The organism is Pseudomonas sp. 5Vm1k (assembly GCF_056161485.1).
The window spans coordinates 268,570-292,221 of sequence record NZ_JBSPCZ010000007.1; the positions used below are offsets into that span (position 1 = coordinate 268,570).

At 59.3% G+C, this 23,652-nt stretch carries 26 protein-coding genes; 1 reads left to right on the forward strand and 25 read right to left on the reverse strand.

Annotation, left to right across the window (positions count from 1 at the left end; genetic code table 11):
- Positions 1 to 103: 103 nt before the first annotated feature.
- From ACWIKB_RS16480 to ACWIKB_RS16515, 8 genes are all read right to left on the reverse strand, one after another.
- Positions 104 to 1,102 carry an ADP-ribosylglycohydrolase family protein gene (locus tag ACWIKB_RS16480; protein ID WP_475268160.1) on the reverse strand — a complete coding sequence of 333 codons (999 nt, stop codon included), beginning with the start codon at positions 1,100 to 1,102 and terminating at the stop codon, positions 104 to 106.
- Entirely contained in the window at positions 1,099 to 1,812 is a 714-nt protein-coding gene (locus ACWIKB_RS16485; protein WP_475268161.1) for a GntR family transcriptional regulator, read from the reverse strand. Before ACWIKB_RS16485 ends, ACWIKB_RS16480 begins: the two co-directional genes overlap by 4 nt.
- A 292-nt stretch (positions 1,813 to 2,104) precedes the next feature.
- On the reverse strand, positions 2,105 to 3,073 hold the full coding sequence (gene araH, locus ACWIKB_RS16490) for an L-arabinose ABC transporter permease AraH (RefSeq protein ID WP_475268248.1): 969 nt from the start codon (positions 3,071 to 3,073) through the stop codon (positions 2,105 to 2,107).
- A 12-nt stretch (positions 3,074 to 3,085) separates the two neighbouring features.
- Complete coding sequence (gene araG, locus ACWIKB_RS16495) at positions 3,086 to 4,627, reverse strand: L-arabinose ABC transporter ATP-binding protein AraG (RefSeq protein ID WP_475268163.1); 1,542 nt, start codon at positions 4,625 to 4,627, stop codon at positions 3,086 to 3,088.
- 64 nt (positions 4,628 to 4,691) lie between these two features.
- Positions 4,692 to 5,696, reverse strand: a complete 1,005-nt coding sequence (locus ACWIKB_RS16500) for a substrate-binding domain-containing protein (protein ID WP_475268164.1) — start codon at positions 5,694 to 5,696, stop codon at positions 4,692 to 4,694.
- A gap of 130 nt (positions 5,697 to 5,826) precedes the next feature.
- On the reverse strand, positions 5,827 to 6,645 hold the full coding sequence (locus tag ACWIKB_RS16505; RefSeq protein ID WP_475268166.1) for an SDR family oxidoreductase: 819 nt from the start codon (positions 6,643 to 6,645) through the stop codon (positions 5,827 to 5,829).
- Between the two features lie 198 nt (positions 6,646 to 6,843).
- Positions 6,844 to 7,719: an SMP-30/gluconolactonase/LRE family protein gene (locus ACWIKB_RS16510; RefSeq protein WP_475268168.1), complete on the reverse strand. Its 876-nt coding sequence runs from the start codon at positions 7,717 to 7,719 to the stop codon at positions 6,844 to 6,846.
- 134 nt (positions 7,720 to 7,853) lie between these two features.
- Positions 7,854 to 8,570: a FadR/GntR family transcriptional regulator gene (locus ACWIKB_RS16515; protein ID WP_123510057.1), complete on the reverse strand. Its 717-nt coding sequence runs from the start codon at positions 8,568 to 8,570 to the stop codon at positions 7,854 to 7,856.
- Positions 8,571 to 8,793: 223 nt separating this feature from the next.
- Here ACWIKB_RS16515 and ACWIKB_RS16520 point away from each other — a divergent pair, with 223 nt between their 5' ends.
- Positions 8,794 to 9,666, forward strand: coding sequence for an esterase/lipase family protein (locus tag ACWIKB_RS16520; protein ID WP_475268250.1), 873 nt, complete (start codon positions 8,794 to 8,796; stop codon positions 9,664 to 9,666).
- A gap of 62 nt (positions 9,667 to 9,728) precedes the next feature.
- On the opposite strand, the gene ACWIKB_RS16525 is transcribed toward ACWIKB_RS16520, so the two are convergent.
- The 17 genes from ACWIKB_RS16525 to ACWIKB_RS16605 all read right to left on the reverse strand — a co-directional run bounded on the left by ACWIKB_RS16525 (position 9,729) and on the right by ACWIKB_RS16605 (position 23,549).
- Entirely contained in the window at positions 9,729 to 10,289 is a 561-nt protein-coding gene (locus tag ACWIKB_RS16525) for a DUF1285 domain-containing protein (protein ID WP_475268170.1), read from the reverse strand.
- Positions 10,290 to 10,305: 16 nt separating this feature from the next.
- Positions 10,306 to 10,911: a DUF4823 domain-containing protein gene (locus tag ACWIKB_RS16530; RefSeq protein ID WP_475268172.1), complete on the reverse strand. Its 606-nt coding sequence runs from the start codon at positions 10,909 to 10,911 to the stop codon at positions 10,306 to 10,308.
- A gap of 233 nt (positions 10,912 to 11,144) precedes the next feature.
- On the reverse strand, positions 11,145 to 12,113 hold the full coding sequence (locus ACWIKB_RS16535) for a GTP 3',8-cyclase MoaA (protein ID WP_475268173.1): 969 nt from the start codon (positions 12,111 to 12,113) through the stop codon (positions 11,145 to 11,147).
- Between the two features lie 139 nt (positions 12,114 to 12,252).
- The gene (locus ACWIKB_RS16540) at positions 12,253 to 12,891 is read right to left on the reverse strand and encodes a TetR/AcrR family transcriptional regulator (protein ID WP_008152317.1); all 639 of its coding nucleotides are present in this window, start codon (positions 12,889 to 12,891) and stop codon (positions 12,253 to 12,255) included.
- A 394-nt stretch (positions 12,892 to 13,285) separates the two neighbouring features.
- On the reverse strand, positions 13,286 to 14,077 hold the full coding sequence (locus ACWIKB_RS16545; protein WP_475268176.1) for a TatD family hydrolase: 792 nt from the start codon (positions 14,075 to 14,077) through the stop codon (positions 13,286 to 13,288).
- A 14-nt stretch (positions 14,078 to 14,091) separates the two neighbouring features.
- Positions 14,092 to 14,448, reverse strand: coding sequence for a PilZ domain-containing protein (locus ACWIKB_RS16550; protein WP_427634412.1), 357 nt, complete (start codon positions 14,446 to 14,448; stop codon positions 14,092 to 14,094).
- Positions 14,449 to 14,490: 42 nt separating this feature from the next.
- Entirely contained in the window at positions 14,491 to 15,477 is a 987-nt protein-coding gene (locus ACWIKB_RS16555; RefSeq protein WP_475268179.1) for a DNA polymerase III subunit delta', read from the reverse strand.
- The gene (gene tmk, locus ACWIKB_RS16560; protein WP_475268180.1) at positions 15,470 to 16,102 is read right to left on the reverse strand and encodes a dTMP kinase; all 633 of its coding nucleotides are present in this window, start codon (positions 16,100 to 16,102) and stop codon (positions 15,470 to 15,472) included. The genes ACWIKB_RS16555 and tmk overlap by 8 nt, the downstream gene beginning before the upstream one ends.
- 19 nt (positions 16,103 to 16,121) lie before the next feature.
- On the reverse strand, positions 16,122 to 17,387 hold the full coding sequence (gene mltG / locus ACWIKB_RS16565) for an endolytic transglycosylase MltG (RefSeq protein WP_475268182.1): 1,266 nt from the start codon (positions 17,385 to 17,387) through the stop codon (positions 16,122 to 16,124).
- A 3-nt stretch (positions 17,388 to 17,390) separates the two neighbouring features.
- Positions 17,391 to 18,206: an aminodeoxychorismate lyase gene (pabC, locus tag ACWIKB_RS16570; protein WP_475268184.1), complete on the reverse strand. Its 816-nt coding sequence runs from the start codon at positions 18,204 to 18,206 to the stop codon at positions 17,391 to 17,393.
- Positions 18,206 to 19,450 (reverse strand): beta-ketoacyl-ACP synthase II, encoded by a 1,245-nt coding sequence (gene fabF / locus ACWIKB_RS16575; protein ID WP_109633845.1) that lies wholly within the window; start codon positions 19,448 to 19,450, stop codon positions 18,206 to 18,208. The genes pabC and fabF overlap by 1 nt, the downstream gene beginning before the upstream one ends.
- Positions 19,451 to 19,558: 108 nt before the next feature.
- Entirely contained in the window at positions 19,559 to 19,795 is a 237-nt protein-coding gene (gene acpP / locus ACWIKB_RS16580; protein WP_003442511.1) for an acyl carrier protein, read from the reverse strand.
- 191 nt (positions 19,796 to 19,986) lie between these two features.
- Entirely contained in the window at positions 19,987 to 20,730 is a 744-nt protein-coding gene (gene fabG, locus ACWIKB_RS16585; protein WP_475268187.1) for a 3-oxoacyl-ACP reductase FabG, read from the reverse strand.
- A 16-nt stretch (positions 20,731 to 20,746) separates the two neighbouring features.
- Positions 20,747 to 21,685 (reverse strand): ACP S-malonyltransferase, encoded by a 939-nt coding sequence (fabD, locus tag ACWIKB_RS16590; protein WP_054051772.1) that lies wholly within the window; start codon positions 21,683 to 21,685, stop codon positions 20,747 to 20,749.
- 125 nt (positions 21,686 to 21,810) lie between these two features.
- The gene (gene plsX, locus ACWIKB_RS16595) at positions 21,811 to 22,821 is read right to left on the reverse strand and encodes a phosphate acyltransferase PlsX (protein ID WP_475268189.1); all 1,011 of its coding nucleotides are present in this window, start codon (positions 22,819 to 22,821) and stop codon (positions 21,811 to 21,813) included.
- Between the two features lie 4 nt (positions 22,822 to 22,825).
- The gene (gene rpmF, locus ACWIKB_RS16600; protein WP_008152339.1) at positions 22,826 to 23,008 is read right to left on the reverse strand and encodes a 50S ribosomal protein L32; all 183 of its coding nucleotides are present in this window, start codon (positions 23,006 to 23,008) and stop codon (positions 22,826 to 22,828) included.
- Between the two features lie 13 nt (positions 23,009 to 23,021).
- On the reverse strand, positions 23,022 to 23,549 hold the full coding sequence (locus ACWIKB_RS16605) for a YceD family protein (RefSeq protein ID WP_008152342.1): 528 nt from the start codon (positions 23,547 to 23,549) through the stop codon (positions 23,022 to 23,024).
- Positions 23,550 to 23,652 lie beyond the last annotated feature (103 nt).

Genomic DNA, 23,652 nt, shown 5'->3' on the forward strand with positions numbered 1-23,652 from the left:
GCTGCCGAAGGCTGCGATCTTTTGATCTTGATTTACAGTCGCCTCAAGGCTGCCAAGATCAAAAGATCGCAGCCTTCGGCAGCTCCTACAGGGTTTTCGATCCTCAGCGCAGGGTGAGGAGTCCTTTCACAAGGGGTTCCAGCTCCAGACCATTAACGGCTTTGACCTTCTCGATCATCGCCGCCGGCCAGCTCTCAAGCCCCAGGCAAGCCCCGAGCATCGCGCCGAGAATCGCCGCGATGGTGTCGGTGTCGCCGCCCAGGCTCGCGGCCATGCACACGGCTTCGAAGGCGTTCATTTCACCGATGGCCACTTGCTGGGCCAGGGCAAACGACACCACCACCGACTCCTGCGAGGCCACCGAAGTGCCGATCACGTCGTAGAGCAAGTCGGCCAACAACGCCTTGTCGCTGTCGATGCTGATGGTCCGCGCCCAACTGATCCGCGAGGCAATGCGGCCGCCAGCAACCCAGTGACCATGACCTTCAGCTTGCTGGGCGATTTGCATGCCCAGGTTCAAGGCCTCACCGAGGTCCATGCCGTTGATTCCGGCCGAAACCACCGCCGCCACTGCCGCCGCGCTGGAGATTCCCAGCGTGGTGTTGTGGGTGACCTGGCAGGCCTGCACCACCGCTTTGATAAAACGCTGCGGGTCGGCGACATCCGCCGCAATCCCCACCGGGGTGATGCGCATCGCCGCGCCATTGGTGGTGCCGTAGCGCCCTGCCTCTTCCGGCGAATGCCCGGCGAGAATCATCTCGATGGCGCGTTTGGTCGAAGGGCCGAGCAAATCCTGCGAGCCCTTGGCCTGCATCTCGGCTTCCCATTCGATCAATCGCTGGGCGAGCACCGACGGTTCGATCCGGCCTTCGCCTTCGATCAGCAACTGACCGACCAGGATCGCCTGTTCGGTGTCGTCGGTGATCGAGCCCTTGGGCATGTTGGCGGCGATCGGTTGATCGGGGCCGGCATCTTCCAGGTCGGTGATTTCGCCGAAGCGCGCCTTGATCTCGGCGCGGCTCAGGGATTGGGTCGGCATGCCCAGGGCATCGCCCAGAGCCAGGCCATAGAACGCGCCCAAGGCACGATTGAGCGCGGTCACTTTGACTCTCCAAATTGCAGGTGCAGACGAAAATGCACAGGGTCGAGCAAACTTTCGACCTGTTCCATGAACCGGCCCTGACGGTCGTACGTGGTGCGCAGGGCCTTGAGGAATACCGTGCCGAACGGACGACCGAGCAATTCGGCGTCTTCGGCGTTCAGCGGCTCCGCGCCGATCCACTGATCACCGCGTTCGCCGATGTAGCCGTAAGCGGCCAGGGTGATGGTCAGCGAGTTATCGATCAGGCCCACTCGCGGCAGACTTTCCAGGGTGCCGGAGGCGGGAATCAGTGAACGTTCCAGGGACACCAGCGTGCCGTCGTTGGCGCGGCGGCGACGGTCGAGCGTGATGAATTTGTCGGTGCCGAACCGCGACAGCAAGTCAGGTCGGCTGACCGCCTCCAGCCGCAGCACTTCGGTGTTGATCAGCGCCCCGCTGTCCGCCAGAGCCTGGGCCCAGCCGCTGCGCTGATCGAGCACCACACCGTCGAAGGTGACGATAGAGCCGACTCCGCTTTGCGTGGCGATGTAGTTACGCCTCTTCAGTTCGGCCAGGGCTTCACGCAGCGTGCCGCGGCTGACCTTGAATTCTTGAGCCAACTGATGCTCGCCCGGCAACAGAAAGCCGTCCTCCATGAGGCCGCTTTCGATGCGCCGGATGAGCTCGTCGACCACCCGTTGTTTCTTGTCAAATCGAACCTGTCTAATCATGTACAAAGTGATAACCGAAACAGGGTCGGGCGAGCAAGGGATATTTTTCGGGAAGTGACAGGAGGTGTGGCTTGCATGATCGTTCCCACGCTCTGCGTGGGAATGCAGCCCGGGACGCTCTGCGCCCCAAGAGCGGACGCAGAGCGTGGGAACGATCAAGGATGGGCAGCGAAAAAATGCGGAGGGACACAAATCAAATGTGGGAGCGGGCTTGCTCGCGAAGGCGGTGTGTCAGTCAAATTGATATCGACTGACACACCGCCTTCGCGAGCAAGCCCGCTCCCACAGGGGTTTAGCGCTGTTTCAGACGGTCAATCACCACTGCCAACAGCAGAATCGATCCGCGAATCACATACTGATAAAACGTATCAATGTTCTTCAGGTTCATCGCGTTCTCGATGATTGCCAGAATCAACACCCCGGCAATCACATGCCGAATCATGCCGATCCCGCCGCTCAGCGAGACCCCGCCCAACACGCACGCCGAGATCACGGTCAGTTCAAAACCCTGGCCAATCATCGGCTGACCCGAGGTCATGCGCGAGGCCAGGATCACCCCGGCCAACGCACCGATCAAACCGTGCACGGCGAAGATGATGATCTTGGTCCGATCCACGTTAACCCCGGCCAACAACGCCGCTTCCTGGTTACCGCCGATGGCCATGGTGTTGCGCCCGTAGGTGGTGTAGTTCAGCAACCAGCCGAAAAACAGGAAGCAGACGATGGTGATCAGGATCGGCACCGGCACGCCGAACAACTGGCCGTTACCGAATACGAAGAACTGTTCCTGGGACACGCCCACCGCTTTACCGTTGGCAAAGATGTACGCCAGGCCCCGCACAATCTGCATGGTCGCCAACGTCGTGATCAACGCATTGACCCGCAACTTGGCGATCACAATCCCGTTGATCAAGCCGACAATCAGCCCCATGAACAGCGCCGCCGCGACACCAAGGAACACGCTGTCGGTGTCACGCATCACCACCGCCGCGACCACGCCGGCGCAGGCAATCACCGAACCCACCGACAAGTCGAAATGCCCGGACGCCAGGCAATACAACATGGTGCACGCAGCGATCCCGGTGGTGGAAATCGCCAGGCCCAGGCCGCGCATGTTCAACGGCGAGAGGAAGTTGTCGATCAGCAAGGTGCAGGCCAGGAAAATCCCGATGGCTGCCGCCAGCATTACCCAGTCATCAAGAAAACGCCGCAGGTCCAGGGGTTTGCGCTGGGTGGGCAAAGCATTGTTTTGGATGGTCATCATAGTTACCTCTCAGTTCGCCACGCCGTCAGCGCGTTGGCGCGGCAAAGCCAGTTGCAGCAGGTTGGATTCATTGGCCTCGTCGCGGGACAGCTCGCCGCGCATCGCGCCTTCGCACAGCACCAGGATGCGGTCGGAAATGCCCATGACTTCCATCAAGTCGCTGGACACCACGATCACCGCAATGCCACTGGCCGCAAGGTTATGGATGATCTGGTAGATCTCGGCTTTCGCACCGATATCGATGCCGCGCGTCGGTTCGTCGAGCAGCAGGACTTTCATCGGCATCGACAACCAGCGACCGAGAATCGCCTTCTGCTGATTGCCACCGGACAGGTACATGATTTTCTGCGACGCGCTGGGGGTCTTCACTTTCAGCGCGGCGATCTGCTTCTCGGCGTTGCCCTTTTCCCACAAGCCGCGCAACAGGCAACCGAAGGTGGAATGGGCACCGCGCGCGCTGATGTTGATGTTCTCGGCAACGCTGGAGAGCGGCATGATGCCCTCCTTCTTGCGGTCCTCGGGGCACAGCAGGATCCCGGCGGCAATCGCATCGCGAGGTGAACGCAGTTTCAGTTCGTGACCGCGCAATTCCAGGCGTCCGGCGGTGTTGCGGGTCAGGCCGCTGAGCATGCGAAACAGCTCGGTGCGCCCTGCCCCGACCAAACCGAACAGCCCGAGGATTTCGCCTTTGTGCACTTCGAAACTCACCGGCTCACGCAGGCCCGGCCCGAGCAGGCCGTCGACCTTCAGCGCCACCGCCCCACGTTGACGCGGGCGGTAATCGTAGATGTCCTGGATATCGCGACCGACCATGCAGGTCACCAACTGATCGTGTGTCAGTTCGCTCATATTCTCGAAGGTGCGCACAAAGCGACCGTCCTTGAACACCGTCACCGCGTTGCAGATGCGGAACACTTCTTCCATGCGATGGGACACGTAGAGCACCACTTTGCCTTCGTCCCGCAGGCGACCGATGATCGCCATCAAGCGATCGATCTCCCGGGCCGAGAGGCTGCTGGTCGGCTCATCAAAAGCGATCACATGCGCACCACGGGACAACGCCTTGGCGATTTCCACCAATTGGCGCTGGCCAAGGGACAGGCGCCCGACCTTCTCTTGCGGATCGATTTCATCGGCCAGGCCCTTGAGGCAGGCCAACGCTTGCTGGCGCAACGCACCGCGATTGATCAGGCCAAAACTGGCCGGCAGATGCCCGAGGAACAGGTTTTCCGCCACGGTCATTTCCGGGACCAGATGCAGCTCCTGGTGAATCACCGCGACGCGGCTGGCGATGCTGTCGGCGGTGGACTTGAAGGCCATCGTCTGCTCGCCGATCTGCAGGTCGCCGCTGCTCGGGATGTACGCGCCGCCGAGGATTTTCAGCAATGTCGATTTGCCGGCGCCGTTCTCGCCCATCAAGGCATGCACCTGCCCCGGATGCGCGACGAAGCTGATGCCATCGAGCGCCTTCACCCCGGGAAAGGTCTTGCCGATCCCGTTGAAGCGCAAGCTGCCGCCGCGGTGTTCTTGTGTTTGTGTTTGCGCTTGCATAACCACCTCATCACACAGATCAGGCAGCCCCGTCGCCAGGGCCGCCGATGAAATCAACCGGCCTTCAGTTCCACAGGCCGATCTTTTCCAGTTCCTGCTTGAAGTTCTCGCGAGTGATCAGCGTCACGTCGTCCATGGCGGTGTATTTCGGCGGCTCTTTGCCGGTGGTGACCCACTCGTACATCATCGCTGCGGTGTTGTAGCCCTCGATGTGTGGGCTTGGCAGCATCGAGCCAAAAAAGCCGCTGTTGGGCTTTTTCAGTTCGCCGATGGCGTCGGTGCCGTTGATGCCGATGCCGATCACGTTGGCCGCGGTAAACCCAGCGCTTTCGGTGGCGCGCACGCCGCCCAGCACGGTGTTGTCGTTCATGCCGCCGATGATCAGGTTTTTCGCGCCGCTGGGCAGTTTCACCAGGGCCGAGTTGGTGGCGTCCATGCTGCCGGGTACGTCGAGGGTTTTCTGCGCGGTGAAAAGGATGTGGTCTTTCGGCAGGCCCGCGTCTTCCAGGGACTTGGCCGAACCGTCGGTGCGTTTCTTGCCAGTGTCGAGCTCATTGAAGGTGTTGATCACGGCGTAGGTTTCTTTCCAGTCCCAGCCGCGTTTTTTCGCTTCGGTGGCCATGGCGGTGCCCTGTTTCTGGCCGACTTCAAACGCGGCCATGCCGAGGTACGGCACGTCTTCCATGAACTTGCCGCTGGCATCGACGAAACGGTCATCGACAGTCATCACTTTCAAACCGTTGGCTTTGGCCTTGGCGACGATGGCCGGACCGAGGCCGACATCCGGCGGGCAGATCACGAAGCCTTTGGCGCCGTTGGCCGCCAGGCTGTCGATAGCGGAAAGGGTTTTCTCGCCGTCAGGCACGGCAATCTTGATCACGGTGAAGCCTTTGTCCTTGCCGGCCTTTTCGGCGAAGGCCCATTCGGTCTGGAACCAGGGCTCTTCCGCCTGCTTGACCAGAAAACCGATTTTCACTTGCTCGGCCGCCAGCAGCGAACTGCTCAGGCTGACCGCCGTGACCGCCAAAGCGGCACAGCACAGGGAACGGATCCCAGGACGACGATTCATAAGCTGACTCCTTGTTATTTTTTTTGAGCGTTATTTTGAAAGCCGATGCAGCGGTCAAGCGTGTAACCAAAAGTCATATCGTATGATGATTGGGTTTCGGACGGAGTTCCGCGTCTGAAACCCGATGTGCTCAGTCGTGGTACATGACAGAGCGACCACCATCGATGGTGATGCATGACGCATTGATGAACGGCGCCTCATCGCTGGCCAGCAATACGGCGGTCATCGCCACTTCCATCGGCTGGCCGATGCGGCGGGGCGGATGCAGATCAAAGGCCCGCTGACGTTCGGCCTGGGGGTCGGCAAAACCGTTCCAGTAATCGACGTTCAGTTGGGTTTCGATATAGCCCGGCGCGATGGCGTTGACGCGAATGCCCTTCGGCGCGTACTCGATGCCGAGGGCGCGGGTCAGGCCGAGCAAGCCATGCTTGGCCACCGGGTACGGAAAGCAGCCAGGAATGATGTGGGAAGAATGGGTCGAGGCGATGTTGATGATGCTGCCGATGCCCTGCTCGATCATCTGCGGTAACACCGCTTTGCAGCCGAACCAGGCGCCGTCCAGGTCGATAGCGAAGCAGCGGCGCCAGTCTTCCTCGGTCATTTCCAGCGGATCACGGAACACGTTGACCCCGGCGCAGTTGACCAGCACATCGATGCGGCCATGGCGTTCGACGGCCAATTTGGCCATGGCGTGCAGGTCTTGCTGGTTGGACACGTCCGCCTTGATCGCTTGCACGTCAAAACCTTTGTCCCGCCAAAGGGCCGCGACGTTCTCGACTTTCTCGCCCTGGATGTCGCTGATGATCAGTTTGGCTTGCTGGGAAGCGAAGGTCGCGACGATGGCTTCGCCGATGCCTTGAGCCGCGCCGGTCAGCAGCACGACCTTGTTTTTCAGGCGTTCGCCCTTCGGCGGCTCGGGCACCGGTGGCAAGGAAAGAGGCTCAGCCATGAATCCCGGCTCCCTTTTTCATGCACGACAAAAACCGGGCATCTGTCGATGTCCGGCCGAAAAACTGTTTGGAAAATCCCTGCATCACTTCACCTGTTTTGTTTTTTTAAGTGTGAGTGCGTGTAACTGATGGAGCCGACTATAAACCCGACCGCCAAATAATCTCAATATATAATTTTACATCCCATATTTTGGGATTTATCCAGCAAACCTCGTACAGGCTTTTCCGGGCTCATCGACTCGAATCGACAGCACCGCGCCGTCCAGTGGATGGTTGAGCGGGCTGGCGGCGCTGGTGATGTAGAGGGTTTTCAGGTCTTCGCCGCCAAACACGCAACTGGTGGGGCGGCTGACCGGCAGTTCGATTATCCGATCAACCTGGCCTTCAGGGCTTAACCGGAGCAGACAACTGCCATCCCAACGGGCGTTCCACAGATAACCCTGCGCATCCATTGCCGAACCATCGGGGCCGCCGCGTTCGTGGGGGCCGAACCAGACTTGGGCCGGGTCGAGGTTGCCGTCGGTGCGGATGAAGTGTTGATAGAGCGTGCGGTCGAGGCTGTCGGCGAAGTACAGGCGCGTCGAGTCATCGCTCCACAATAGGGTGTTGGGAATGCCCAGCCCCCGCAGCAGCGGCGTGACCCGGGCATCGCGATCAATGCGGAACAGGCCGCCGGAGCGGCGCACGATCGGCAAGTCTTCGCCGTTGTCGCCAATGTTGTTCTGCATGGTCCCAAGCCAGAGCCGGCCTTGCGCATCGCAACGGGCCTCATTGGGGCGATTGCCCGGTTGTGGATCGGCGACGCAGAGCAGGGTCAGTCGCGGTTCCAGGCCGGGGGAATCCAGATCCAGCCGGTAGACGCCGCTGCTCATCGCCACCAGGGCATCGCCGCTTTCGCAGGGGATGAAGGCGGACACGTGCTCGGGCATCTGCCAGATCTGCACGTTACTGCCGATAAGCCGCAGCGCTTGCTTGCCAGCGATGTCGACCCAGTAGAGTGCCTGGGTTGGCGCGTCCCAAAACGGGCCTTCACCGAGCTGGGCGCGGTGTTCGGTAACGGCAGTCCACGTCATGAAACCTCCTTCTTTATTGCTTTTCTGTGTAGGAGCGAGGCTTGCCCGCGAAAGCGATTTCATGATCAACAGAGATGTTGAATGTTAAATCGCCTTCGCGGGCAAGCCTCGCTCCTACAAGGGGTTTGGTGTGATTAGCTGGCTTTTTTGTCGGCCATGACTTGCGGGTAGAAACGCTTGATGGCCAGGTCGGCGTTGTCGATCAGGGTCATGCAGGCCCACACACCCCGCGCGGCATCCCGGGCGGCGATGGCGTCGGCCATGTCTTTGTGGATCGGTAGCGTGCGGCGGAGTTCATCCGGATCAGCGGCAGACACTTCGAACGACACCGCCAACAGCGCGCCGAGGGCCGGGACCATTTGTTCGATGAATTGATTGTGGCTGGCCGCGAGGATGCACTCATGGAAGAACTGGTCGGCGCGGTTGTAGTCGATGCCACTGTCCACGGCGCGTTCCAGTGCGTTGTAGGCCTGGAGAATGGCTTGGACTTGTTCGACAGTGGCGCGCTCGCAGGCCCAGCGCACGGCCATGGGTTCAATGGTGCGGCGCAGGTCAAGCAAGTCATCGACGAAGTTTTCCGGCAAACCACTGCGGGACAGCCAGCCGACGACTTGCGGATCAAACAGGTTCCAGCGGCGCACTGGCAGCACTCGCGTGCCGACTTTCGGCCCGACTTCGAGCATGCCTTTGGCGACCAGGGTTTTGATGGCTTCACGGATGACCGTACGACTGACCCCGAGCTGCTCGCCCAGGTCCGCTTCAACCTTGATGGTTTCGCCGGGCTTAACCTGGCCGGCGGCTATCCAGCCACCTAGCCAATCGACCGTCGACGCATGAAAACTGCTGGACATGAAAACCTCGAAGCAGGGACGGCAAAAAACCGTTCGTGATGGAGGTCACGCTAATCATCATATGATTGGCTGTCAATTTGATTTTATCCGCGACCTTCGAAGCTCACGGCATTTCATCCGGAAGATTTGAAGCAACCCGCTTTGTAACCTACGGTTAGCCCGCGACAGATCAAGCAGTCAATAGCATCTGTTCCACCAAAGTCCGCTATCGACAGGTATGAGTATGAACATGGATGCGTCTACGCAATACCCGATTGTATTGGTCCACGGCCTGTTTGGTTTCGACACCATTGCCGGTTACCCCTACTTCTTCGACATCAAGGAAGCTCTGGAACGGGCTGGCGCCAAGGTATATGCCGTTAATATCCCAGCCGTTAACGGGAACGAGGAACGTGGTGAAAAACTGCTCGAACACGTCAATCGCATTTTGCGCGAAACGGGAGCCGCCAAGGTCAACCTGATCGGTCATAGCCAAGGACCCTTGGCCGCCCGCTACGTCGCAGCGCTGCACCCGGAAAAGGTCGCGTCGGTCACCTCGGTCAGTTGCCCTAATCACGGTTCCGAAATTGCCGATCAGTTGCACAAGGCACTGACGCCCGGCGAGTTGCCGGAAGCGGTCGTGCTGGTGCTGCTTGAAGCCGTCGGCACCTTCATCTCGTTGATCAGTGGCCACCCGGAAAATCCAGAGGATGCTCAAGCAGCCTTCGCATCGTTGACCAGCGCCGGATTGGCAGCCTTCAACAAGAAATACCCACAAGGGGTACCGAAACACTGGGGCGGGGAAGGCAACGAAGTTGAAAACGGTGTGTATTACTATTCCTGGAGCGGGATCGTGCAGAACTTTCAAAGCCTGCAACCGCTCGATCCATCCCATTTGAACTGTATCGTGCTGTCGAAGTTATTTTATAAAGAGAAACACGCCAACGATGGGCTGGTCGGGCAGTACAGCTCGCACTTGGGCAAAGTCATTCGTTCGGATTACCCCATGGACCATTTCGACGCAGTCAATCAAATGGCTGGAATCACGAGTTGGAACGTAAGCCCGGTTCACCTCTATCTTGAACACGCCGCCCGGCTCAAGGACAAGGGTTTGTAAGTCCAATAAAAATGGCCCGCTAAAATAGCGGGCCATTTTCCAGAACATCAAAACATCGCACGTTAAGGCTCAAGGCCTATCGGGAAGAACTCCCCGCCACTCCACACGCCCAACCACCGCTGCCCGTCGATCTCACGACTCACCGCCAGTTCGACCAATTGGTAAAACACGTTGCGATGGATCAGCGCTTCAAGGTTGGTGCGCACGTGTACGTACGGCGCAGGCTCTTGGGTCAGCGGATCGATCATCACGCGAATCGGGTGTTCGGTACCCGCCTCGGCCGTCTCATCGACGTTGGTGGTGAAGCGCAAGATTTGAGCTTCGCCCTCGCCTTCGACGTCTACGGCAATCGCCACGAAAGGTGCGTCGTCGACCTTGATCCCGACCTTCTCGACCGGAGTGATCAGGAAGTAATCATCGCCGTCGCGGCGGATGATGGTGGAGAACAACTTGACCATCGGCTTGCGCCCGATTGGCGTGCCCAGGTAGTACCAGGTGCCGTCCCGGGCGATCCGCATGTCGATGTCGCCGCAGAAGTCGGGGTTCCACAAGTGGACCGGTGGCAAGCCTTTGGTTTTGGGGATTTGCCCCAACAGGTCGTTGGCTTTTTGCGGGCCACTCATGGCGTTCTCCTTTGGATTACTGGTCGCCGAGCCCCAACAGGCTACGAGCGTATTGCTCCAGCGGCGGGCCCAGCAGGTCTTCTGGCTTGGTGTCGTGGAACGTCAGTAAACCGCCACGACTCTTGATCCGTGCAGTATCGATCAAATACTGGGTGCTGGTCTCGATCAACATGATTTGAATGACACCGCTGTCGATACCGAGGCGATCCACGGCTTCCTGATCGAGCCATTCGTCCGAGTTGCCGATACGGTCGTCAGCCTTGGCAAACCGCGTGTAGAGCAGGTAATGCGCACCGGCTGCACGGGCTTCACCCATGGCAGCATCGAGGCCTTCAGGAGCCCGCGCGCGGCGGACCATCGGGAAGTATTCGATAAAGCCGTCGAAAGCTGTTTCAGCCACCACGTTAGGTCGCGGGTAGGCACTGCCAGGTGGCGCGAACGCCCCCTGAGCGATGTAGATAAACGAGTCCGGCTGAATGCGGAAGTTATTCACGCGCTGACTGTTGCTGTGATCCAGCAAACCCGCGTCACTCATGTGGTAGCGAACACCTTCGCCCATGTCGCTGACATTCATGCAGCCACCAAGCACCAAAATGGCCAGCAGCAAAACCAGGCTACGCATCCTACCCTCCAGAAGCCGGTGACGGAAAACCGGCGAATGGGCGTTGAATGCAGCTTCCGCGCCAGTCCTTGAGTCTATCGATATTTCGGGTTGGAACACGGACCTGTGGCGAGGGGGCTTGCCCCCGTTCGGCTGCGCAGCATTCGTGAAATCAGGTGTCTCGGCGGAGTTGAAAGAATGCAGAGGGCCGCTTTGCGACCCAACGGGGGCAAGCCCCCTCGCCACAGGCCCGATCAGCCGCCGATAATTTTCATGATGGTCGCGCCACCGGAGAATGCCACTTCCTGCTTGTCCCCCAGGGCTTTCACCAGCAGTCGCTGCAAGGCTGGCAATGCCTGGTGACGCGGTTTGTCCAGCAAATCGCCGACATAGTGACGGTTGCTCGACGACAGGCAGCCATGCAGCCAGCCCGTGGATGACAGCCGCAGCCTCGAACACGTCCGGCAGAATGGCACGCTTTCGTTGGCGATCACGCCGAAGTGGCCCTGCCCCGGAATCTCATAGCGCACCGCCGTGGCATCCACCGGCGCGTCGGCCTGCAGGTATTCGTAACGCTCGCCGATCAGGCTCAGCAGTTGCTGAAGGCTGACGAACTGTTGCAGAAAGGCGTTGTTGTCGCTGGCCAAATGGCCCATGCGCATCAGCTCGATGAAGCGCAGCTCGTAGCCACGTTCCAGGCAGTAATCTAGCAGCGGCATCACCTGATCGAGGTTCTGCCCACGCAATGGCACCATGTTGACCTTAATCTTGATGCCGGCGGCCGAAGCCTGATCCATGCCGTCCAGTACGGTGGCCAGATCACCGCCACGAGCAATGCTGCGAAACGCACTGGCGTCCAGGGTATCGAGGGAAACGTTGATGCGTCGAATACCGGCATCCACCAACAACGGTAGTTTTTTCGCCAGTAGCTGACCATTGGTGGTCAGGCTGATGTCTTCCAGGCCCATCTGGCCGACGGCCGCCATGAAGGCTTCGAGTTTGGGGCTGACCAGTGGTTCACCACCGGTGATGCGCAAACGCTCGATGCCGGCGGCTTCGATCAGATAGGCCACACCTCGGGCCATGGCCTCGGCCGACAATTCATCCTGCGCAGCGACCAGCCGCTTGCCGTTCGGCACGCAGTAGGTACACGCGTAATTGCAGGCTGAGGTCAGGCTGATCCGCAAATTGCGAAAACGCCTGCCTTGACGGTCAACGATCATGGAGCACTCCGGCAGAAGAATTTCGGGACTGCTAAAACTTGACTCACAAATCAAGTTTTAGCAATACCTAAGCCTGAGTATATTCCTGCGGTACTGCGCCATGTAGCGAAATAATGGCGCAATCAGGCAGCTGAATGCCTCAGCTGCTTGGGGTGTCGGTGTCGCGCTTGCGCTTGTTGCCCATGCGCACGCCGATGTCCATCAGGAACTGGAAGAAGCCTTCCTGATCTTCCAGCACATTGCTCCAGAACGGCGAGTGATACAGCGCCACGGCGCCATGCACCAGCGCCCAGGATGCGCAGTAATGGAAGTACGGCGGCACGTCTTCGAGCTTGCCTTCGCTGATCCGGCCCTTGATCAGCAAGGTCAGGCGTTCAAAGTTCGAGGCACGGATCTTGTGCAGTTCCTCGACCATCTCCGGCACCTGGTTGCCCTTGACCACCTTTTCTTCCAGGCGATCGAACAAGCGATAGCGTTGCGGGTCGCGCATGCGGAATTCGAAGTAGGCCCGAGAGAGGGCTTCCTTGTCCTTGTCGACATCGGCCGAATGCAACAGCTCGTTCAAATCGCGCTCGTAATCGAGCATCAGGCGCAGGTAGATCTCGGCCTTGGATTTGAAGTGCTTGTAGATCGTGCCTTTGCCGATACCGACGGCATCAGCAATCATCTCGACGGTGACACTGTCTTCACCTTGGTCGAGGAACAGCTTGAGCGCGGTATCGAGAATTTCTTGCTCGCGGCGACGAAACTCACGGACCTTACGAGGTTCTTTATGCATAAGAAAAGGTCTGTAGGGGTCAAAATTCGAAGCCGCGTATTATGCCTAACTTGCGCAAAAATGCACGGATCATCCGAGCATATCTGTGTTTCTTGATGATTTCACGCAAGGTCACCGGTTGATGAGAACTCTTCCGAAGCGGCCGTATTCCAAATTTGTTTAAAAACCGGGGCGGCTAAACTGGCGCCGACGCAATAGTGATCAATACTTGAACTGTCGGCGAGGCATCTCCCCCAAGTGTCGCGCCGATATAGGTACCAACGGACCGCGTACCTTTGTTTTACTCCTAATGGTCTTAACCCGGATTCACCCCCCAGAACCCGGGTTTTTTTTGCCTGCGATTCAGGGGCATCGCCCCCGCAGGAGCTACCGAAAGCTGCGATCCTTTCCGGCGTTACGCCGACGTCTTGACGTGCGCCAATGGAAACAACCGCTTGAAGTTTTCAGTCGTTTGCTCGGCAAATCGCTCATAGGACTCACCGCGCAACATCGCCAGGAACTCTGCCACTTCCCGCACATATTGCGGCAGGTTCGGTTTGCCCCGATAAGGGATCGGCGCCAGGTACGGCGAATCGGTTTCTACCAACAAGCGATCGGCTGGCACTTTGCTCGCCACGTCACGCAATGCATCGGCATTGCGGAAAGTGACAATCCCGGACAGAGAAATGTAATAACCCATGTCCAGCGCAGCCTTGGCCATGTCCCAGTCTTCAGTGAAGCAATGCAGCACACCGGCCTGGGGCAACGCGGCTTCGCGCAACAGGCTCAAGGTATCGGCACGGGCGCCACGGGTGTGAATGATCACCGGTTTGCCGGTTTGTTGGGCGGCTTGCAGATGCAGGCGAAAGGATTCCTGCTGCAACTCCGCCGCTTCCGGTTCGTAGTGGTAATCCAGGCCGGTTTCACCAATAGCCACCACGCGCGGATGATTCAGCTCCTGCAACAGCCAATCCAGAGCAGGCGCGGCACCGGGTTGCACATCCAGTGGATGCACGCCGACCGAACAATCAACGTCGTCATAACGCTCGGCCAGGGCTTTGACATCGGCGGCGTTGTCGACACTGACGCCAATACATAAAAAGTGCCCGACTCCGCGCTGGCGGGCCGCATCGAGTGCGGCATCCAGGGAACCGTCATGGGCGGCAAGGTCGAGGCGATCAAGGTGGCAATGGGAATCTACGAGCATAAAAGGGCTGCAACTTACATCGTATGAGTGGGACGGTCGGATTTCAGCGCTCCGGCCAGATGGGTTTCGATTCGACTGCGGGCGGTGTTGTCACCGTCGTTGAACTGCACGCCAACCCCGGCGGCCCGATTGCCCTGGGCACCTTTGGGCGTGATCCAGGTGACTTTGCCGGCGACCGGAATCTTTTCCGGCTCGTCCATCAGGTTCAGCAACATGAACACCTCGTCACCCAACTTGTAGCTTTTGTTGGTCGGGATGAACAGGCCGCCGTTTTTGATAAACGGCATGTAGGCCGCGTACAGCACGGATTTGTCCTTGATGGTCAGGGACAAAATGCCGTTGCGCGGCCCGGTGTTGACGGGTTCATTCATGCTGACCTCCACTGCTGATGCTCAGAGTCTAGGCTCAGACGGTCACTTCTGGGTAGGTAAAGACACCCATTGCACCAGCAGCGCTTCAAGCAACAACGCCGGATTGAGGTTGGCTTTGCTCATGACTTTCTGCCGCTGGGCGAGGATCCAGTCCTGGATGTTAAGCACTTTGTCCTGTGCGGTTTTCTGCGCCAGGTACTGAATGACCTTGCGCATGTCCATCAGGCCAAGGCCTTCTTCATCCCGGGTCAACTGATAGCGCAGGATCAGGCTCGACCAGTCGCAGAACCAGTCAAACAGCAGCAATTGCGGAATGCTTTTCCATTCTTCGGCCAGCTGGGTCGGTGATTTCTGTTGCTTGAGCAACTGCTTCACCCCTTCGACCACCAGCAACCGCTGTTCGCGTACGCCCTGAGTCTGCAACTTGACCGCGGCCAATGGCGAACCGGCGGCCAATGTCAGCAATTCGACGCGTTCTTCCTGCGAGCAATCCGGCAAAGCCGTCGCCAACCACGCCAGACTCATCGCCTCGCTCGGCAACGGGCAAGCCTGCTGCTGACAGCGGCTCTTGATCGTTGGCAACAAACGACTGGTCTGGTGGCTGACCAGCAGCAACACGGTATCGCCGGACGGTTCTTCAAGACTTTTGAGCAAGGCGTTGGCGGCGTTGACGTTCATCGACTCGACAGGCTCGATCAGCACCACTTTGCGCCCGCCCATCTGCGCGGTCTGGACCACGAAGCTGACCAGATCACGCACCTGATCGACCTTGATCGCCTTGTCCGCTTCTTCCGGTTCCAGGATGTAGTTGTCAGGGTGACTGCCCGCCTTGAGCAGCAAGCAGGACTTGCACTCGCCGCAAGCATCCTGGGCCGTCGGGCGCTGACACAACAAGTGCGCCATCAACCGCTCGGCCAATGCACGCTTGCCGATCCCGGCCGGACCATGGAGCAAATAGGCGTGGGCGTGCTGTTTACGGCCCGCCAGTTGCTGCCAGAGCTCGTCCTGCCATGGATAGGCCTCAGCCACGGGTCAGCTCCAGCAAACGTGGGAGCAACGCATCCAGGGACTGCTGAACCTGTGGCAGTGGCTGGGCGGCATCCACCAGCACATAACGTGCAGGTTCTGCTTCAGCGCGCTTGAGAAACGCGCTGCGCACCGCATCGAAGAAGGCCCGGCCTTCGAGTTCGAAACGATCCAGTCGACCACGGGCGCTGGCGCGGGCCAGGCCGACTTCCACCGGCAAATCGAAAATCAGCGTCAGGTCCGGACGCAAGTCGCCCTGGACGAACGTTTCCAGGGTCGCGATGCGCTCCAGCGACAAACCGCGACCGCCGCCCTGATAGGCATAAGTCGAGTCGGTAAAACGATCGCACAAGACCACTGCGCCACGGGCCAGCGCCGGGCGAATGACCTCGGCCAGATGCTGGGCACGGGCGGCGAACACCAGCAGCAACTCGGTGTCGGGGTTCATGACTTCGTCCACCGGGGCCAGCAGCACTTCGCGAATGCGCTCGGCCAACGGCGTACCGCCCGGTTCGCGGGTCAGCAGCACTTCGATACCGGCGGCGCGCAGGCGCTCGGCCAGGTATTCGCGATTGGTGCTCTTGCCGGCGCCTTCCGGGCCTTCCAGGGTAATAAACAAGCCAGTCACAGGCAGTCCTTAGTCAGAGTCATTGCGGGCTTTGCGGTGCCGGCGTCGGCGCTGGCGCTGGCGCATCCGGCTCGGGTGCGGGAGCGGGAGCGGGTTCTTGCGCCGGCATTGGCGGTACGGCTTCTGGCGCAGTCGTCGGCTCAGGTGCGGGAGGCGGCTCTTGCGCCGGCACTTGCGGCACCGCTTCGGGCGCGGTGTCGGGTGAAGCTGCGGGAATTGGCGTCTCGGCTTCCGGCGTCACCGGGGCGCTAGCCGGTGCCGGGCTGGAACGGTAGTCAGCCCGACGCTTGAGCTGAAACTCGCGCACTGCCGAGTTATGGGCATCCAGGTCATCGGAGAACACATGGCTGCCGTCACCGCGAGCAACAAAATACAGGCTGTTGCCGGCCACCGGGTTCAGCGCCGCATGGATCGCTTCACGCCCGACCATGGCAATCGGCGTCGGCGGCAGGCCAGAGATCATGTAGGTGTTATACGGCGTCGCTTCCTTGAGGTGGGCGCGGGTCAACTTGCCGGTATAGCGATCACCCAGACCGTAGATCACTGTGGGATCGGTCTGCAGCATCATGCCTATCGCCATCCGCCGCACAAAGACGCCAGCAATCTGCCCACGCTCCTGCGGCACGCCGGTTTCCTTCTCCACCAGCGAGGCCATGATCAGCGCCTGATAGGGTTCGGTGTACGGCACGTCGGCGGCGCGTTTGTCCCATTCCTTGGCAAGCACTTCATCGAGGCGCTCATAAGCTTTTTTCAGCAACTCGGCATCGGTCATGCCGCGCACGAAGCTGTAGGTGTCCGGGAAGAAGCGGCCCTCAGGGAAAATCCCGCTATGACCCAGTTTGTCCATCACTTGGGTGTCGCTCAGGCCGGTCAAGGTTTGTTTGAGCTTGTCATCCTTGGCCAGCGCAGCGCGGACCTGATGGAAATTCCAGCCCTCGACCAGCGTCACACTGTATTGCACCACTTCGCCGCGCTTCCACAGGTCGATCAAACCGTCGACGGTCATCCCCGGCAGCATGCGGTATTCGCCACTGTGGATCGGCGTGGCGGAAAGGTTGAAGCGCCAATAGACGCGCAACCAGAAGGCATCCTTGATGACGCCATCGGCTTCGAGTCGATAGAAAGTGCGGGTCGGTGTCGTGCCCTTGGGCACTTCCAGCAGTTCTTCCTGGGTGATATTCAGCGGCTGTTCCAGCGCCGAATGGATTTTCCAGGCCGAAGCAGCTGACAGCAGCCCTGCCAGAACCAATCCGGTTTCCAGCAGCAGCAAGAGTTTACGTCTCACGTATCAAGCATCCAGTAGCGCGCGGGCAATGGTTTGGAGTTTACGGGTGAGCGGGCCAACCGACCAGCTCAGTGCTGCATAGGCGCGCACCGGCCAAACGCCATACACGCTGTTGCAGACGAAGACCTCATCGGCCCATTGCAGCTGATCGAGGCTGATGTCGGTGATTTGCGTGGGGATCCCCAATGACTCAGCCTGAAACAATAATTCGGCACGCATCACGCCAGCCACGCCGCAACGCTTGAGATCGGCGGTGATCAGCACACCATCGCGCACCAGGAACAAGTTACTGAAGACGCCTTCGATGACACGACCGACCTGATCGAGCATCAAGCCTTCGGCGTGTTCGGTGTCTTGCCATTCGGCACGGGCAAGCACTTGCTCGAGACGGTTCAGGTGTTTGAGCCCGGCGAGCAGTGGTTGTTTGGAAAGTCGTGTGGTGCAAGGGAACAAACGAATGCCCTGCTCTGCAAGGACAGCAGGATAAGCAGCGGGAGGATTGCCTTGCAGAATGCGTCGGGCCTGGGCCGAAGGATCGGGGGCGTAACCGCGCAAGCTGTCGCCACGAGTGAGGATGAGCTTGAGCACGCCCTCACCCAGTGCGGCGGCGTAGGCCAGCAGCTCGCTGCGGATCAGCGCTTGATCGGCAGTGATCGCCAGGCGTAAGCAACCGTCAGCAAGACGCGACAGATGCCGCTCCAGCAACAGCGGTTGCCCGCCTCGCACAGCGATGGTCTCGAACAGACCATCACCGTAAGTCAGGCCGCGATCCTTCAGCGACAGAGCGTCAGCCGGCTGACCGTCGACCCAGCTGTCCATCAGTCAACGAACCGACGGAACACCAGCGAGCCGTTGGTCCCGCCAAACCCGAAGGAGTTGGACAGCACCACATCGATATCCATGTTGCGCGCGGTGTGCGGCACGAAGTCGAGGTCGCAGCCTTCGTCCGGCTCATCAAGGTTGATGGTCGGTGGCGCCACTTGGCTGTTGATCGCCAGCACACTGAAGATCGCCTCGACCGCGCCCGCCGCACCCAACAGGTGACCGGTCATGGACTTGGTGGAACTGACCGCCAGTTTGTAGGCGTGATCGCCGAACACCGACTTGATCGCACAGGCTTCGGCAAGGTCGCCGGCCGAAGTCGAAGTGCCGTGGGCGTTGATGTACTGGACCTGGTCGCCATTGATCTTGGCGTCGCGCAGGGCATTGGTGATGCAACGTGCAGCACCGGCGCCATCGGCGGGAGGCGAAGTCATGTGGTAAGCATCGCCACTGGTGCCAAAGCCGATCAGCTCGGCGTAGATGGTCGCGCCGCGGGCCTTGGCGTGCTCCAGCTCTTCCAGAACCAGCGCACCGGCACCATCGGACAGGACGAAACCATCACGGCCCTTGTCCCATGGACGGCTGGCGCGGGTCGGCTCGTCATTGCGGGTCGACAGCGCACGAGAGGCACCGAAGCCGCCCATGCCCAGACCGCAAGCCGCCATCTCGGCGCCGCCGGCAATCATCACGTCGGCTTCGTCGTACATGATATTGCGGGCTGCCATACCGATGCAGTGCGTACCAGTGGTACATGCAGTGGCGATGGCGTAGTTAGGTCCCTGTGCACCCAAGTGGATGGACAGGAAACCGGAAATCATATTGATGATCGAGCCAGGCACGAAGAACGGTGAAATTCGACGAGGGCCGGAATCATGCAGCGTGCGGCTGGTTTCTTCGATATTGGTCAGACCGCCAATACCCGAACCCATGGCTACGCCGATGCGCTCACGGTTGGCGTCAGTGACTTCCAGACCGGAGTTACGCACAGCCTGAAACCCTGCGGCCAGACCGTATTGAATGAACAGGTCGAGCTTGCGAGCTTCCTTGACCGACAGGTATTCCTCGACATTGAAGCCCTTTACCGAGCCGCCAAAGCGGGTGGAATAGGCAGAAAGGTCGGTGTGTTCGATCAGACCAATGCCACTGCGGCCAGCCAGAATGCCCTGCCAACTGCTCGGCACATCCGTGCCCAGTGGCGACAACATACCCATACCGGTGACTACGACGCGTCTACGCGACACAGCACTCTCCTTTTTCAAATGACGACTTTGCATCAGGCCTAAAGAAAAAACCGCACGCCGTGATGGCAGTGCGGTTTTTCCATGACAGCAAGCAACGATTACAAGCTATTAAGCCTGGTGGTTAGTAACGTAATCGATTGCAGCTTGTACAGTAGTGATCTTCTCAGCTTCTTCGTCAGGGATTTCGGTCTCGAATTCCTCTTCCAGAGCCATCACCAGCTCAACGGTGTCAAGGGAGTCGGCACCCAGGTCTTCAACGAAGGAAGCAGTGTTGACCACTTCTTCTTCTTTAACGCCCAGTTGCTCAGCAACGATTTTCTTGACGCGCTCTTCGATGGTGCTCATACCTTGTTTTCACTCCTAATGGACAAATTCAGGCAGCTGGCCAGTGGGTAAGTGTATAGAAAGACTTTTCAGTTTTTCAACTGAAAGCTTCACTCCTCAAACCCGGCGACCCTCTGCCTATAAATAGATTGCAGCTTTATAACGGATTTTAGACAGCTCGTATGACATTTTTTTGAAGCAACCCGTCACATTTAACTCATGTACATCCCGCCGTTCACCGGGATTGTAGCCCCAGTAACGTAAGCCGCACCGTCGGATGCAAGAAAAGCGACCACAGACGCGATCTCTTGAGCTTGCCCCAGACGGCCCAGCGGAATCTGTGTCACCAAGGATTCACGCTGCGCCTCAGGCAGCTCGCGAGTCATATCGGTATCGATGAACCCTGGGGCTACCGAGTTTACCGTAATCGAACGCGAACCGACTTCACGCGCCAGTGCACGGCTGAAACCTTCCAGACCGGCCTTGGCGGCTGCGTAGTTTACTTGGCCTGCGTTGCCCATGGCACCCACAACCGAACCAATACTGATAATTCGTCCCCAACGGGCCTTGGTCATGCCACGCAAAACACCCTTGGACAGGCGGAACAGACTGTTCAAGTTGGTATCGATGACGTCGTTCCATTCGTCGTCTTTCATGCGCATCATCAGATTATCGCGGGTGATGCCGGCATTATTGACCAGGATCGCCGGCGCACCGAACTGCTCAGTGATGCTCGCCAGTACCGCTGCCACGGACTCGTCGCTGGTGACGTTGAGTTCCAGGCCGGTACCTTGAATAGCGTTTTCTTTCAGGGTAGCGGCAATGCGCTCAGCACCCGAGGCGGAGGTCGCGGTGCCAATGACGATGGCGCCCTGACGGCCCAGCTCCAGGGCGATGGCCTGGCCGATCCCGCGGCTCGCACCGGTGACCAGTGCAACTTTACCTTGCAGACTCATGCAAGTTTCTCCTGATTCAGGCCAGCGCTGCGCGAGCGGCAGCGAAAGCGTCTGGGGTATTGAGGTTGGATGTCGATACGCCTTCGGCGCAGCGTTTGTTCAGGCCCGCCAGCACCTTGCCAGGACCGCACTCGACCAGTTGGGTCGCGCCCTTGGCTGCCAGCGCCTGGACCGATTCGACCCAGCGCACAGGCTTGTAGAGCTGTTCAAGCAAATCACGCTTGAGGGTCTCCAGATCGGCCGGCACCGCGGCGCTGACGTTCTGCACCACAGGAATCTGCGGCGCCTGCCAGTCGATCGCAGCGATGGACTCGGCAAACCGCTCGGCCGCCGGACGCATCAGCTCGCAGTGAGACGGCACACTGACCGGCAACGGCATGGCGCGCTTGGCACCACGGGCCTTGCAGCCTTCGATGGCACGCTCGACCGCAGCCTTGGCACCAGCAATGACCACTTGGCCCGGGGAGTTGAAATTGACTGCACTGACTACTTCGCCCTGCGCCGCTTCGGCACAGGCTGCCAGTACGTCGGCATCTTCCAGACCGAGAATAGCGGCCATGCCGCCCTGCCCGGCCGGAACGGCTTCTTGCATCAACTGGCCACGACGCTCGACCAGTTTCACCGCGTCGCCCAGGCTCAGGCTGCCCGCTGCGACCAAAGCGCTGTACTCACCCAGGCTATGCCCGGCAACGTAAGCCGGACGCGCGCCGCCTTCAGCCAGCCACAGACGCCACAAGGCGATCGAGGCGGTCAGAATGGCCGGCTGGGTTTTATCGGTTTGATTGAGTTGCTCTTCCGGCCCTTGCTGGGTCAGTGCCCACAGGTCGTAACCCAGAGCATCGGAAGCTTCTTTGAATGTTTCGAGGACTACCGGATGTTGCGCGCCCAACTCGGCCAGCATGCCGAGGGACTGCGAACCCTGTCCTGGAAAGACGAATGCGAGGGAAGCAGACATGTAACAAGCCCCTAATGATCTTGTCGTCGGAGAATTGACGTCCCGCTTGGGGGACGCAAGAAACTGACAGTTGGATGGCCAATTGAACTGAGCGGTCACATTTAAGCATTGTCCGACGAAAACGCCTAAGGCAACAAATCCTCAAGACGGCCGTGAAGCCGTTCCGGGAGGTTTTCCTGGATCTCGATCAAGGCGCGATGAATCGCGCTCTGGAAGCCCTGAACCCCGGCCGAACCGTGGCTTTTCACGACAATGCCCTGCAAACCGAGGAAGCTGGCGCCATTGTGTCGCGCCGGAGCCAGATCCGCCTGCAAGCGCTTCATCAGCGGCAGCGCCAGTGCACCCACCATCCGCGAGGCCAGGTTCTTCTTGAACAAGGCCTCGATGCGCCCGGCAATCATGGTCGCCAGACCTTCGCTGGACTTGAGCAGGATATTGCCGACAAAACCGTCACACACCACCACGTCTGCCTCGCCCCGGTACACACCGTCACCTTCGACAAAACCGATGTAGTTGATGCCGCGAGCGCCCTGCAACAAGGTCGCCGCCAGTTTGACCTGCTGATTGCCCTTGATGTCTTCTGTGCCAATATTCAGCAACGCCACCCGCGGACGAACAACCCCCAGGGTTTCCGCCGCCACCGAGCCCATGATCGCGAACTGCAACAAGTGCTCGGCACTGCAATCGACGTTGGCACCCAGGTCGAGCAACTGGCAGTAACCTTTCTGGGTTGGAATGGCCGCGACCATCGCCGGCCGATCGATGCCCGGCAAGGTCTTGAGCACAAATCGCGACAGAGCCATCAGCGCACCGGTATTGCCGGCGCTGACACAGGCCTGGACCTTGCCATCACGCAACAACTCAAGGGCCACGCGCATCGACGAATCAGGCTTGCCACGCAAGGCCTGAGCAGGCTTTTCGTCCATGGTGATGACTTCGGACGCCGGGGTAATCGAGAGGCGCGCGCGATCCACAGCCGAATGACTGGAGAGCAGTTCTTCTAAAAGGGTAGGTTGACCGACGAGGGTCAGGTGCAGCGAGGGCGTAGCAGACAGGCAAGCAAGGCTGGCCTGAACAATGCTGCGGGGACCGAAGTCCCCGCCCATTGCGTCAATCGCGATGACTTGAGCAGACAAGTGATTACTCGTCAGCGCCCTTGTCGATCACTTTACGGCCACGGTATACGCCTTCTGGCGATACGTGGTGACGCAGGTGAATTTCACCGGTGGTTTTTTCTACAGACAGAGTGCTTGCCGTCAGGGCGTCGTGCGAACGACGCATGTCACGGGCAGAGCGGGATTTTTTGTTCTGCTGAACAGCCATAATTGATTAACTCCTAAACGTTTGGGTCACGCTTTAACTGCGCCAATACACTGAACGGGTTGGACCGCGTTACCTCGTCCTCGCTCGGTTCGGGCTCATCGAGACCCGCCGGCTGCTGGCATTCTTCCGGATGATGAGCAGGCACAATGGGCAAGGCGAGCAGAAGCTCCTCCTCGATCAGTGACTGCAGATCCAATGGATCTTCGCCCAGTTCCAGCACGTCATAACCTTTCGGCAACGACTGGGTATTCGCACCCTCCTTCACCACAGCATAACTGCATTCGCTATGGATCGGCAGGGTGACCAGCTCAAGACAACGCTGGCAAACCATTTTGACTTCGGTGTCGATAAAACTGTGGATTACCACAGACTTACGTTCATCTCGTTCAAAAACGAATTTAGCCTGCACCGTACCGACAGTGTCGGAAAGCGGGTCGCAGAGTCTCTCCAAATCGGCCAGCAGCATTTCACCTTGAAGGGTGGTGCCACGATCAGCCAATTTGCGCGGGTCAACGTGAGGTGGAATCGGGTCATTCAACATAGGCGCAGCATTATAGGGATGCACCCAGCCATGTCAAAGGAAATTCAGCCCTGTCCGTCACTTGGAAGCCTCGCTAGAATTCGCCCCTGCCTTTTGGAGATGC